The sequence below is a fragment of the Methanoregula sp. genome, assembly GCF_028679125.1.
Taxonomy (GTDB): Archaea; Halobacteriota; Methanomicrobia; order Methanomicrobiales; family Methanospirillaceae; genus Methanoregula.
The window spans coordinates 14,452-27,343 of record NZ_JAJRCG010000003.1 but is presented as its reverse complement, the minus strand read 5'-3'; the positions used below and the strand labels follow the sequence as shown (position 1 = coordinate 27,343).

Annotated in this window: 14 protein-coding genes; 9 read left to right on the top strand and 5 right to left on the bottom strand. The window is 45.8% G+C overall.

All coding sequences use genetic code 11. The annotated features are described in order from the left end of the window. Positions 1–7 precede the first annotated feature (7 nt). From LUQ43_RS03110 to LUQ43_RS03090, 5 genes are all read left to right on the top strand, one after another. Complete coding sequence (locus LUQ43_RS03110) at positions 8–310, top strand: hypothetical protein (protein ID WP_299963686.1); 303 nt, start codon at positions 8–10, stop codon at positions 308–310. Next, positions 304–702, top strand: coding sequence for a hypothetical protein (locus tag LUQ43_RS03105; RefSeq protein WP_299963684.1), 399 nt, complete (start codon positions 304–306; stop codon positions 700–702). The genes LUQ43_RS03110 and LUQ43_RS03105 overlap by 7 nt, the downstream gene beginning before the upstream one ends. Before the next feature lie 369 nt (positions 703–1,071). Further along, complete coding sequence (locus LUQ43_RS03100) at positions 1,072–2,508, top strand: HEPN domain-containing protein (protein WP_299963682.1); 1,437 nt, start codon at positions 1,072–1,074, stop codon at positions 2,506–2,508. Between the two features lie 110 nt (positions 2,509–2,618). Beyond that, on the top strand, positions 2,619–3,023 hold the full coding sequence (locus tag LUQ43_RS03095) for a hypothetical protein (protein WP_299963680.1): 405 nt from the start codon (positions 2,619–2,621) through the stop codon (positions 3,021–3,023). A 56-nt stretch (positions 3,024–3,079) separates the two neighbouring features. Next, complete coding sequence (locus tag LUQ43_RS03090; protein WP_299963678.1) at positions 3,080–3,793, top strand: hypothetical protein; 714 nt, start codon at positions 3,080–3,082, stop codon at positions 3,791–3,793. Positions 3,794–3,830: 37 nt separating this feature from the next. Here LUQ43_RS03090 and LUQ43_RS03085 read toward each other — a convergent pair whose 3' ends face one another. After that, the gene (locus LUQ43_RS03085) at positions 3,831–4,532 is read right to left on the bottom strand and encodes a hypothetical protein (protein ID WP_299963676.1); all 702 of its coding nucleotides are present in this window, start codon (positions 4,530–4,532) and stop codon (positions 3,831–3,833) included. Then, positions 4,529–4,828: a hypothetical protein gene (locus LUQ43_RS03080; protein WP_299963674.1), complete on the bottom strand. Its 300-nt coding sequence runs from the start codon at positions 4,826–4,828 to the stop codon at positions 4,529–4,531. The genes LUQ43_RS03085 and LUQ43_RS03080 overlap by 4 nt, the downstream gene beginning before the upstream one ends. Before the next feature lie 1,546 nt (positions 4,829–6,374). On the opposite strand from LUQ43_RS03080, the gene LUQ43_RS03075 reads away from it, so the two are divergent. Further along, positions 6,375–6,863, top strand: coding sequence for a hypothetical protein (locus tag LUQ43_RS03075; protein WP_299963672.1), 489 nt, complete (start codon positions 6,375–6,377; stop codon positions 6,861–6,863). A 96-nt stretch (positions 6,864–6,959) separates the two neighbouring features. Here LUQ43_RS03075 and LUQ43_RS03070 read toward each other — a convergent pair whose 3' ends face one another. From LUQ43_RS03070 to LUQ43_RS03060, 3 genes are all read right to left on the bottom strand, one after another. After that, the gene (locus LUQ43_RS03070) at positions 6,960–8,198 is read right to left on the bottom strand and encodes a TIGR00300 family protein (RefSeq protein WP_299964043.1); all 1,239 of its coding nucleotides are present in this window, start codon (positions 8,196–8,198) and stop codon (positions 6,960–6,962) included. Between the two features lie 114 nt (positions 8,199–8,312). After that, complete coding sequence (locus LUQ43_RS03065; protein ID WP_299963670.1) at positions 8,313–8,927, bottom strand: NTP transferase domain-containing protein; 615 nt, start codon at positions 8,925–8,927, stop codon at positions 8,313–8,315. Continuing rightward, on the bottom strand, positions 8,915–9,922 hold the full coding sequence (locus tag LUQ43_RS03060; RefSeq protein WP_299963668.1) for a histidinol-phosphate transaminase: 1,008 nt from the start codon (positions 9,920–9,922) through the stop codon (positions 8,915–8,917). The genes LUQ43_RS03065 and LUQ43_RS03060 overlap by 13 nt, the downstream gene beginning before the upstream one ends. A 196-nt stretch (positions 9,923–10,118) precedes the next feature. On the opposite strand from LUQ43_RS03060, the gene LUQ43_RS03055 reads away from it, so the two are divergent. From LUQ43_RS03055 to LUQ43_RS03045, 3 genes are all read left to right on the top strand, one after another. Continuing rightward, complete coding sequence (locus LUQ43_RS03055) at positions 10,119–10,298, top strand: type II toxin-antitoxin system ParD family antitoxin (protein ID WP_299963667.1); 180 nt, start codon at positions 10,119–10,121, stop codon at positions 10,296–10,298. Positions 10,299–10,310: 12 nt separating this feature from the next. Further along, a complete protein-coding gene (gene ftsZ / locus LUQ43_RS03050; protein ID WP_299963666.1) occupies positions 10,311–11,483 on the top strand; it encodes a cell division protein FtsZ in 1,173 nt (390 codons plus the stop codon). Between the two features lie 493 nt (positions 11,484–11,976). Next, entirely contained in the window at positions 11,977–12,837 is an 861-nt protein-coding gene (locus tag LUQ43_RS03045) for a phosphoserine phosphatase (protein ID WP_299963665.1), read from the top strand. The last annotated feature ends 55 nt before the right edge of the window (positions 12,838–12,892 follow it).

Below are 12,892 nucleotides of genomic sequence, written 5' to 3'. Positions count from 1 at the left end.
ATGTGACGTGACACCGGCACGAAAACAGCAGGCACCGACCCGGCATATGCGTCCGTTTCATAATCCGAAAACTGTGTATGCCGATCACTCCATCACCAATGCCACCAACCGGGGAAAACTGACTGCTGACGATGCCCAGTTGATCCGGGATTTCATCGCGGAGATCAAGGCCACGAAAGGAATAGGGGTCGCACGGGCCAACAAAATCATTTTTACGCTTGGTACATGGAGAAATTTCCTTGGCCCGTTCCGGGCAAATACGATACCCGACCTGTACCGTTGCACCGAGAAATTGATCCTGAAATGTTAGTGTGTAGAATAGTGTCGGGGCCGGTCGCTTCCGTAAAAGAGCCGGTTCCCGAAGCGTCGTCAAAGACCCCGCAGCCCAATCCCTCTGTGGCAGATGCGGCGGCACCGGTTGTATCCGGCGATTCCATTCAGCAGGATGACATGACACTGACCGTGCGCAGGGTAAAAAGGGACGGGAAAGTGGTTATAGAAGTCTTTGAACCGGATGCAAGCCCTGTGAAAACAGCGGACACACCACCCGATTCCAAGCCCGAACCCAACCACACCACCACTGAACAGAGGAAACTTGAGCTCACGGGCTGTGATGGGAAGTATTGTCACATTTCCAAGTTCGGGGCATTCCGAAAGAAGAAACTTGCAAAGAATGACATTGAGGGAGGAAATGGAAAATAAATCATCTCTTCATTCAGTAGATTTTCCACAAAACATTGGGTTATTTTAATCGGTCGTTTTTCCCGTAGGGGGTCAATTCAATAATTTTAACGTCTTTTGTCTCAACAATACTCATATCAGATGTTGTGCAGGATAATGCCATGGGCAGTATTTTCAAAATGCATGAAAGAAACGGGCAGAATTGGATACGTTGTATGCCCGACTGTCTGGGTTGTCACGCGATGATCTGTGGGATTCTGGATCCTGCGGGAAGGCGTGTGAACCGGAGTTCCCAGGTGAGACATTCAGTATTCTAATGGAGACTGAAGTGAAGAAATTCAAGGAGTGCCGGATAATAAGGCTGATGCAGGACGCGTGGGATCGATTAACATGAAAGAGGATATTGTGATTAAAGGGAGATGGTGGATCCCCACCAAAGCAAGAAAAAAAATTATTGGGACACTGACAGTTTCACCTAGTGGGAGGGGTATTTTAGAATTAGTAGGGACATTCCATTATCCAACAGCTGAACATGATTTTGGATCAAATTTTGAAGTAATCCTTGGACAATCCACATTAGGAACAAAAGTTACTCTTCACAATTGTCAGGTTCAGAGTACTCAAGTTGGTGCAACAGGATTTGAAACACAAGTCTATGCTGTAGATACAACATTTATTGGATTACATGCCAAATCGGTTCAGAAATTGAAATTTAAACGGGTTAGAGTATATTTTAAACATCTTGATCATCTCATAAAAAATTCTAGTGTTCAAACTACCACAAATAAAAAAACACTAAAGCAAACGATCCGAATATCAAATCCGAAACCAGTTCATCTTCTCACGTTTAACGGTTTTAACATCAAGATACATCCCACTAACAGATTAATTGGATCATATGGAGCCTCTTCAAAGATTGAAGTAAATGAACTCACATTTATATCAATAGAATCGAAGAAAAAGGAGCAAGAATATCAAGCCTTTTTAGACATCATTTTTAAGCTCCAACAATTACTAACGTTTTGTCTTTCAAAGCCTACATATCCCACTGAATTATCAGGAGATTCTTCATCAAACATCATAAAAAATAATGCGACAGATTCGCCGATCTATGATTCAATTAGAATAATAACTCATTGGAATGATCTTATCGATCCTTCGGATACAGATTCAATTCATCCTTTTCAAATTGTGTTTACTTTCAACAATCCGCCTAAAAAAATGAACAAAATAATGATGGGTTGGTTTGAAAAGTCAAATGAAAATAAGGCGATTTTTGAATTATATTTTGCCACAATGTTTAATTCAAAAATGTACTTGAATAATATTTATCTTACTCTTGCCCAATGCCTTGAAAGTTATCATCGTAAATCACCACGCTACCATGATTATCTCATAAATCCTGATGCGTATCAGCAAAGGGTTGATACTGTAAAAAAAGTAATAAAAGAACATTCGATTCTCGGAAATTCACAAAGAAAATCCATAATTAGTTTATTAAAAAGTGGAAATAAACCCTCATTGGAGAAACGTATTGATCAATTATTAAACAATTATTCTTCAGTCTCACCGATTATCATAGGGTTTGAGTTACATTTTGCAAAGACAATTGCAGATAATCGCAACCATCTCACTCATTTAGATCCTAGAAGCGATGTGAGATATGCAACAAATGTAGAATTGTATTATTTGTCGCTTCGAATGCGGCTATTGATGATTACAATAATTCTGGATGAAATTGGATTCGGGCAAGAGGATATTAATGATATCATTCCGAGAATTAGTCAAGGTTTTAGATTGCCATCCATTAACGAGAACTCGGATTGAACGGAAAGTATGTTGAAGAGGTTGAGATGAAAAGCACCATTAATAGTCCGACGTTTATCCAACGAATTTCCCCTTTGACAATATCTTCGATTTCCTATCAATGGAGCCCCGTGAATTCATCTGAAAACATACCCTATTCTTTTCCTAATGAAATCACAGATTACATGAAATTGAAATATGGGTTCCCTGCATTGTACCGTTGGGTGATCAGAAGGAGTGATGGATCAGTTCTCTATTATTTAGGTGAAACAGAAGGACTTGTTCCAAAAAGGATCTATCAGTACCTCAAGCCAGACCCTACTCAAAAAACAAACCAACGATTGCATAAAGTGATGCATAGTGAAATCCAAGGGGGAAGTAAGATTCTATTGGAATACCTCTCGTTCTCGCCATTCAAACTCAATAATCATGAAATTATCCAGTCTTCATTAATGGATGCACATATTCGTCGGTTACTCGAAGAATTATTCACTGTTTTATTTCTAAAGAATGGTGAGCGGGTATTAAATAAGTAATGATACATAAATAAAATGATTAAATAATAATTCGAAATAAATTGGGGGGTGCAATCGTGAACTCCGCAAATCGCTGGATAAATTGTCAGAAACAGTATAATTGGAGCGTTGATCTCAATAAATTTGAAAGTCGTAAAAAATATCCATCACATTTTATTGATAGAATTACCCCTCAAAACATACGTGACTTCGAGAATAAATTTCGTAAATCCCTCAATGAGGGTTTTCCCATGGATGAATATTTGGTCTGCGGTGAAGTCTACTTTTGGAAAAATTTCCGAAGTCTGAATAAGAACTCGAAAACAACTGAAATTATTGAATACCTTTCGAATCCCGAACATAAACAAATTTTTATCGAATCACTCATAGAAATAATCCGAAATCCCACACATAGTGCCTTCGTAAAATTCCGAAAAGCATGTAATTTACCAAATGGTTTTGCAACACCGATCACATATCTGTCATTTTGTCAATCTGATGAATATCCGATGATTGATAAGATCATCGCGTTTTGGTGGAGAGATAATAAGGAAAGGTTTGGATTAGAAAATGCTCCACTATTCTCTCAACGGAGTGATGGGTGGATCCAGTCTACTACCGAACAGAGTAGTATTAGGAATTGGAATGCATATCTTGAATGGGTGAAATTCTGCAATTCTTATCGGGTAATTTTAACTAACATAACAAAGACCAAATGGAGAGCACGTGATGTTGAAATGGCAGTATGGGAATCTCAAAAATGTTGCTATCCTTTGGATCGATTGGATTGAACGATAATAAGAGAGAAAAAACTTTTGAATCGGAATATCACACCCTATCTGGAATTTTTTTAGAAGGTATCAATCCATCTGAATTATTTTCATAATTTAAAGCAAAATTTACTGGATAACGATTCGTCATACTCTCCCGAATTGAATCAACATTAGGACTGCTGTCTCCAGAGACAATCAGTGAAGGTGCTGGATGAATCCATTGCGGGTCCATAGGCTCGACTGATAGATCTGGAGTAAGCTCAATAACGAATCCAATAAAATTAGCAAGCATTTCAGGATGCGGGCGGAGGTATTTTACTTCACAGAAACTTATTAGGTCTTCGTTGTCAATTTTCTGAATATCTAGATTATCTGACGCTTTTGCAATTACAATATCAGGAATATAATCCCCATCATCATAGAACGATCTTACTCGCATGTTTGAACGAATATCATACTCAATTCTTTTATTGTCGTTTAAATTTGAAGGACGAGAAATCCTGAAAAAACTATACTTATTTGGGATACCAGATGTTGTAGCCTTAAATCGAAAAATGTTAGTTGGGGGGGGTGACCGGATAGAGATAGAAAAATTCTGCTGACGATAATATTGAAGAACTCTAGAATAACATGCCAATTCAAAAAAGTGACAGAGTCTTTTAGAATTGTTTGATATCCTTGTATGATTACGGTCGATGAATGTATACATCTCATTCTGAAATTGTGCTTTCTTCTGGAGGTATTCAGTTTCATTCATCTTTGTACCCCCAACATCGGTTTGAGATTATGAAGGAAATCATCCATTGATTTGTAAAATAACAGATTCGGCGGGATATCAAAAATTCTTAACAATGAATAAAAATCCTCTACGATCTCATGAAGTTCAGAGATATCAATGTCAATATCATTTATATTTGAACCGTGATTGATTTCCGTCACTCCAATTTTTATTTTCCTTGGTAGGAAATCAAAAAAAATTTGATTTTTTTCTTGGAACTCTGGATATAACGCTGAATCATTGATTAATTTATAGAATTTTTCCGTTTCATCCATGGGATGAATGACTCGCCTATAATAGACACTAAGTAGAATGAGATTGAGAATTAAATCGTTATCAGAAATCCATGAATAATCATCAGAATGATCTTCACGTAACTTCCAATACGATTTTATTTTCCGAGTATATTCTGACTTAATTTCCTTCGATAAGCTTTTATTCACGGTTGTTAAAAGATGTTTTTCTAGATCTAGTGCCATAAACCCCGCCTAACTCATATTACTCCATATCCTAGATTGATTGAATTCATATATTTCTATTCCAACTCAAACAAACCCATGAGTGTTACTTTCGATGGATCTGTCCCTATCAACTAATGAGGAACTTCACCCTCAAATAATTCATAGGAAATATGGATTCTAAACACACAATGTTCTGTTAATAATGTAATCTCTTAACCCCCATATATCTCCGTATATCTCACGACGACATATATTATTCGAAAAGTGATCCAAAATTTATCATTTTAGTTTATACATAGAGAAAATTCTGCATTTATGAGCATTGCTCAAGGATAATTAGGTTAGAAAATGTGACGAGTTCAAACCATACTCAGTCCATTCCACAAGATATGACGAGATACGGTGTTTTACCATCAACAATTCATCAGATTCACAATCCGGATCACACCGGAATTCAAAAGTCTTATCATGATATCGCGCATATTGAGATCTCATCCCAATTTGGGGTTGATTTCATGAAAAAAAGCTGGAATGAAGCGGATTCTAACCAGCCAAAAGGTAGCTCCATAGCAGCACTTTTAACACTGATGGTTCGATTCTCTAAATGTTTTTCAGAAGAGCGCGAGCCACAGACATTTTCTATAGCAGCACTCTTTAGCCGCGGTCTGAAACTTCCGGACAATTACTAGAAAAATAGTATCGGGTATTTTGCTGTTTGCGGATAGCGATCATCATATACCCGTACCTTGTCATGCATTTCGCGTTTATCCACACTTTTGCTGGCATGGTGTGAATACCTTCCACGTGCATAGGGGCGAATTGCCACCAGTATCTATTCTGCACTGGTGATACAAATCACGGCAATTATCAATGCAGGGATCTCCCGTATGATATACATCATTCTCCGGAATCTGCACATTTTTCTGTTGCGGGAGATCTACTGCGTACCAGTGTAATCCGGCTACAAATGTTCCGGCAATCGACAGGCAGGCAATAAACAATACGAGTCGGGTGAGTGGCGATTTTGTGAAGTGTGACACGAGAAAAACCTTCCTGATAATTAATCGTTAATCTTCGGTGGGGTTGAATGGTATAAAAGCCTGATGAAATTGGAAAAAAACCTGGGAAAATGTTCCAACACGATGTTCATGCCGGAAACCCCCATAGCAGCACTTTAAAACTGATGGTGCGATGTTCTATTCTTAAGCAGATTTAATTCAAGACGATTCTTCCACGCAATGAAAACGGCCATTTCAACATCACGCGGTCGCCAAATATAACCTGCGAAATCCGGGATCGTGAAAGATTTCAAGAAAGACTGCGAATAATAATTCACTAAAAAAGTGTGATCGGTATGTTGATGCAGGAAGTTACCCCTGAAATGGTCAGGGCATGGAAAATTACGTTTGATCAATACCGGCCACGGATGCGTCCCAATAAAAAAACGGGTTCGGAACTTATCGCCTTCGTTAAACAAAAATATCCCTTGACAGAACTCACAGATGATGCAATCAGACAGGTTATTGTCGACAATCTCACCCTGAACGAATGCCATGCCAAAAAACTGCCTGCGGGAAAAACACCGGTAGTAAAGGGTTTTTGTATAGAGGATACCGGTGCAGGAAAAACCCTGTATGAAAAACAGGATGATATTTTCAAAGGAAACAAAATCATTGTCGGTTTTGAACTTGAAACAGCCTTTTTTATGGTCGAGGGAAGCAGCCTGCTATGGGATGAGTTATTCGCATTCCGGGGTCTGGATGACGATGATTTAACCAATTGTTACCTGGTTGCGGAATATATTTCCTGTTTGAAGAAATCTGGTACGCTTGACCGTGTATTGGCGTAAGCAGCCTCTCGGTCAATGTATTCACGTACATGCAACAAAAACAAACAATTTTAATTAAGACGGGTCCAATTCCGCCTTGGACCGACAGAAAAAAATTTACTTCTTCTGGTGACCGCTCTGGATCTCCAGCTGGTGCGCAAGCAGCGGGAGGAATGTCCCGGCATCGGAGACAATGCCGATTGCCTGCGTGGTCCCCCGGTCCATCAGTTTTGTCAGGTGTGCCGGATTGATATCGACACAGACCGTCTTTACGCTTGACGGAAGGCAGTTGCCGACCGCAATCGAGTGGAGGAGGGTTGCTATCATCAGTACCATGCTGCACCCGGGGATATGTTTCCTCATCGTGTCCTGGGCTTCCATGGTATCCGAGATCACATCGGGAAGCGGGCCATCGTCACGGATCGATCCAGCAAGGACAAAGGGGACATCTTTCTTCACACATTCATACATGATCCCGCCCTTGATTACCCCCTGGTCGACCGCGTTCCGGATCGATCCCGCCCGCATGATCTCGCTGATCGCATACAGGTGGTGCTTGTGCCCGCCCGTTACCGGGTTGCCCGTGGAGATATCCATCCCCAGGGACGTGCCGTACAGGTTGTACTCGATATCGTGCGTTGCAAGCGCATTGCCGGCAAAGAGCACATCCACGTAGCCATTGTGGATCATGGAGGCCAGTGCCTTTGCTGCACCGGTATGAATGATGGCAGGGCCCCCGACAACGGCAATCTTCCCGCCATTTTTCCGCACTTCGAGGATCTCTTTTGCGATCTTGGCGATCAGGGTCTGGCTGGGGCGTTCTGATGAGACCGTGCCGTGCATGAACTCAAACGTGCTCTGCTCGCGGGGGCGTTCGGGGTAACTGACGCTGACGCCCTGCTCGCCAACCACAACAAGGTCGCCTTTCCTGATCTTCCCGAGGGGCATTGCGGTTGCAGATCTCTTTTTTGTGTCAACGACAATGAGGAAGTCCATCTCAATGGCGCCAACAGAGATCCATTCCCCTTCAAACTTCACCTGCGTGGGGTGGTGGGAGGTGGTATAGAATCCCTTGGGAACAACCTTGTCGGCTTCTGCCGGGACAAGGAACACATCCTTCACTTCAACCGGCCGGGCGCCGAGCCGGTGGAGATCCGACAGGATCGAGTGCAGTTTCTCCTTGCTGGAGGCAGTGATACGCAGGTGTGCATAACTCGGGTCGGTCTTTTTCTTGCCAATCTCAAAGACAAGGGTCTCGAAGTTTCCCCCCATGTCCATGACCCGGTCCATGAGCTGTGCCATATTGCCGGAGTCGATGATATGACCCCGCAGCTCGATCTCCTGCGCCTCGACCATAATGTAGCTATTTAGGGCGAGATCCTTAATATGCATTCCTGAAAAACAGGGCTGATTTATCCGTCTTTTGTGGGGATTGCCACGAATTGGGATGAATTCACCCATCCCGGAATATTATGTCCCGGAAATTCCGGTCTCCCGCTGCCGCATGAACGTTTCCGCTGCTGCACGGTCGGCCGGTGTATTGACGTTCAGGGCAAGGCAGGGATCATCCAAGAGGAGGGCGTATTCGTCCTGGACCTTGTCAATACGATCGGCACGGAGGATGTTGATACCGGCAGGGCAGGATTCAATGCCGTTGATACACTCGCGATAGGGCATACCGCCGCGGCAGGATTTCACCAGATTTGCCGGGATCCAGGTTGACAGGGCATCAGTTCCCGCGGAATGGTAGGATTCCATAACGGATCTGACAATATCGGATGTGACGCAGGGAATATCTGAGACCGAAACGAACAGGGGATCTTCTTCTTCCAGGAACTGCACAGCGTGAACCATGTCATCCACAAATCCCTTCCCTTCCGCCCGGCATACCGCGACACCATGAGCATGGCACCAGTTCACGGTCATTGGCGTCTTTGGGGATGCGGCAACCACGGGTTCACAGCCGGCCTTTTCGAAAGCCCGGATCACATACGCGATCATGGGTTGCCCGTGGATCAGGATGAGCGGTTTTTCTCCGCTGTTAAGCCGGCTTCCTGCTCCCCCGGCCATGATCAGTGCACGCATGCGGACAAAGCCCCGATAAGTTTCCGGTTCTCTTCACGGGTCCTCACGGCAATGCGGATGCATGTCGGCAGGCCAAAAGACGTGCAGTCACGGACCAGGATTCCCCGGGCTGCCAGTGCTTCGCAGAGTGATGCAATAGTCCTGCCGCACTCCACCAGCACATAATTTACTTGAGTGGGTGCGCAATGCAGTCCAAGATCCTGCAATTCCGCTATCAACAGGGTCCGTTCCTTTTCAATAGCAGAACGGGAAGCGGCAAGGTCATCCATGTGCCGGAGCGCTTCCATGGCATAGGCCTCGGCATAGGCATTCACGCTCCAGGGGGGGCGGACGGTTTCAATCTTTTCAATGAGATCCGGTTTGCCAAAACCGTACCCGAACCGGATACCCGGCACCGCAAAACACTTGGTGAGCGATCGCAGGACAAAGAGATCAGGATCGCGGATATCAATAACGCTTTCCTGCGGATCAGAGAGTTCGATGAAGGCTTCATCGCAAAAGAGGAAACTTCCATGTTCATGCACGGTATCGAGGCAGGTGAGAACATCCGCCTGAGGCAATAACCGTCCGGTCGGGTTATTGGGGTTGCAGAGAAAGGTGAGACCCGCATCACGCGTTTTATCGGTAGGGACTGCACCGGCAATGCGGGCGGACAGATCATATTCGCCAAAGGTCGGCGATTCACAAAAAAAAGTTTTTCTTCGTGCTCTGTCGCGGAACAGGACGGAACAGAATACCCGGATCAGTTCGATCGATCCGTTTCCCACGCAGATCTCTTCCGGACGGCGATGAAAGACTCCGGCAATCTGCTCTTTGAGGGCAGCGTAGGAGTCATCCGGGTAGTACTCCAGGCACTCCGGATCCAGCGCCCAGGTGAATTGCGGGGGGTAGGGATTCACGCTCGCGCTGAAATCCAGCACGGTTTTCCGGGTTTTTTCCTGCTGGCGCTTGCCGGTTCCCCCATGCACAACCCGCTCCGGAAAGTCAACAGCCATAGAAATCCGCTCTTTTTCTAAAATACTTGGATTATCTGTCATAAATGCATTGTGAAGCCATCGCAGGCACCAAAGAATAAAATTTAAATACATAAGCGTGTTAGTTAGATTCATCTGGTTAAGTCAGACACAAGAGTTCTCTTTGTCTGACATATGGACGACAGAAGCCAGACATATGTCAGAAATGTGAGATACGATGATGCAACGAATCACGCTCCGGTTACCTGAACAGCAGATCAATCTGCTCCAGCAGATGGTCGATTCCGGGGAATACCCGAACGTATCGGAAGCTGTTCGGGCAGCGGTCCGTGAACTTGTTGAAAAACGTGCAAACCGTGTCCTGAAGGAAAGTGACCAGGTTTCATTCAAGGTTTGAGAGGGTAGTAATATGCAAAGTATTATTAACGACGCACTAAAAAACGCCGAACTTGAAAAGGAAGTAAAACAGTCCGGCAGCTCAGGCGCAATGGAAGATGACTTCGTAGGACAGCCAAGGATCGTTATCATCGGCTGCGGTGGAGCAGGTAACAACACCGTGAACCGTATCCACCACATGGGCGTTTCCGGTGCAGAGACCATCGCGATCAACACCGACAAACAGCACCTGGACATGATCCAGGCCGACAAGCGCATCCTCATCGGGAAATCCCTGACAAAAGGCCTTGGCGCCGGCGGTTACCCGGATGTCGGTAAACGCGCAGCCGAGATGGCACGCCCGACGCTCGAAGCGGTTCTTGAGTCAGCAGATCTCGTCTTCATCACAGCAGGTATGGGAGGAGGTACCGGTACCGGTTCCGCACCTGTTGTAGCACAGATCGCCAAGGAACAGGGCGCAATCGTTGTCGGAATGGTCAGCTACCCGTTCCAGGTCGAAAAGGCACGCCTGATCCGTGCAGAAGAGGGTCTTGAGGCACTCGCAGCAGCAGCAGACTCCGTTATTGTCCTCGACAACAACCGGCTGAAGAACTTCGTCCCGAACCTCCCGCTCGGCCAGGCATTCTCTGTCATGGACCAGCTCATTGGTGAGACCGTCAAGGGTATCTCCGAGACCATCACCGAACCCTCGCTCATCAACATCGACTACGCAGATGTCCGCGCCATCATGTCCAAGGGCGGCGTTGCAGTCATGCTCGTAGGTGAGAGCAAGCAGCAGAACAAGGCAGAGAGCGTTGTCCGCGAATGCCTGTCCAACCCGATGCTCGACATCGACTACCGCGGCGCAACCGGCAGCCTGATCCACATCACCGGTGGCACGGACCTGACCCTTCAGGATGCAGAAGAAGTCGCAACCTCGCTCACGTACGAACTCGACCCCCACGCAGATGTCATCTGGGGCGCCCGCGTCAGGAGCGACATGGAAGGCAAGATCCGTGTCCTCGCTATCATGACCGGCGTCAAGAGCGCACAGATCCTCGGCACCCGCCAGTCCTACAAGACCATGGTCCAGGACATCGACAACAAGCGCTCCAGCCCCAAGGCAGTCGAGATGCCCGTCCAGCGGAGAACCAGTGGCGGCAGGGACCAGCCAAGTGGCGGCGGCGTCCTTGAATGGGTCGGTTAAACACCACGCACCAGAGATCAATCCCGACAATTCCAAAGCCAGAATCCCTGAACGTGTTTCAGGAATCGTTGGTCCAACCAACGACCAATATCCTTTTGTTCGTTTTTTCTGCACTCCCGAAACACCATGCCGGAACCCGGTTCCTGCCTGCACCCGGCGAAACGCTTAATAGTCCCCCACTCCTTTAAAATATAGTACATTCGAATTATCCTTCGCTGGGAGGATGGGGGCATGATCCTGGGATGATCGTGCACCGGTATCGGGAGTTGAACATCATGAACAGAGTGTTGAACAAAGGCTTCAGTCCGGAGTCTTATCTGAATTCTGCGCTAAGTATCTTTTCTGGTGTTTTTCATCCTGCATCCTGTATGCAGTGTTGCAGTAAGGGTGTATCAGGAAGCCGTAATCCAACGGCGAATCTGATCACTGAAACCTCATACGCAAGAGTGTGCGCCTCCAGTGAACGGAGAATCTGATGAGGAGTTGGTAACGCATGTTGAATGACCTGATGGAAAAGAGAAAAAAAACCCTTGCCGAGTCTGAAGAACACAAAAACCACCGCAACGAGCTCAACGCAAATGCGAGCAAGTTCGCCCGCGAGCGCAATACCTTAAACAACCAGACCCGCGAGTTTGTCGAAGAGGCGCAGAAGAACAAAGATCTCCGGGACAAATACAACCAGGAAGTCCTTGACATCAAGGCCCAACGCAACGAGATGAACGACAAGGCCAATGTCCTTTTTGAAGACATTGAATCGTTCAAGAAAGAGCACGGCACCCAGAAGAACCGCGGGGTCAAGGAACTCCAGAAGCAGATCGAGTACATGGAGTACCGCCAGCAGACCGAGGTCTTCACCACCGATAAGGAACGTGAGCTGATCGAGAAGATCAAGCAGATGAAAGGCCAGGTGCGGGAACAGGAATCCGAGCTCGAGCAGAACAAGGAGATGCGGACCAAGATCAGTGAAGCCCGCGATTTTAGGAAAGCCGCATCGGATCTCCATGCAAAGGTGACCGAGGTTGCCGAGCTGGCCCAGAAACACCACGATCTCATGGTCGAGTCCTACCGCAAGGCCGACAAGTCCCGGGAGGCAGCTGATGCAGCCCACAAGAGTTTTGTCGAGGCACAGGAAGCAGCCGATGCCGAGCACAAGTTCTTCATCACCTGCCAGAAAGAGCTCCGCGATTACGACAAGGTGATCTCCGGCCTGCGCAAGAAGACCAAGAAGGTCAAAGTCACAAAAGAGCAGAAAGCGGTCAGGAAAGAAGCCGAGACCCTGTTCAAGAATTTCCGGGCTGGCGAAAAACTAACCACCGACGATCTTCTGCTTCTCCAGCGCTCAAAACTCCTCTGATCCAGAATCATCCTTTTTTTCACGTCAGCAATGATTTAATAGATTTACGGCGTTT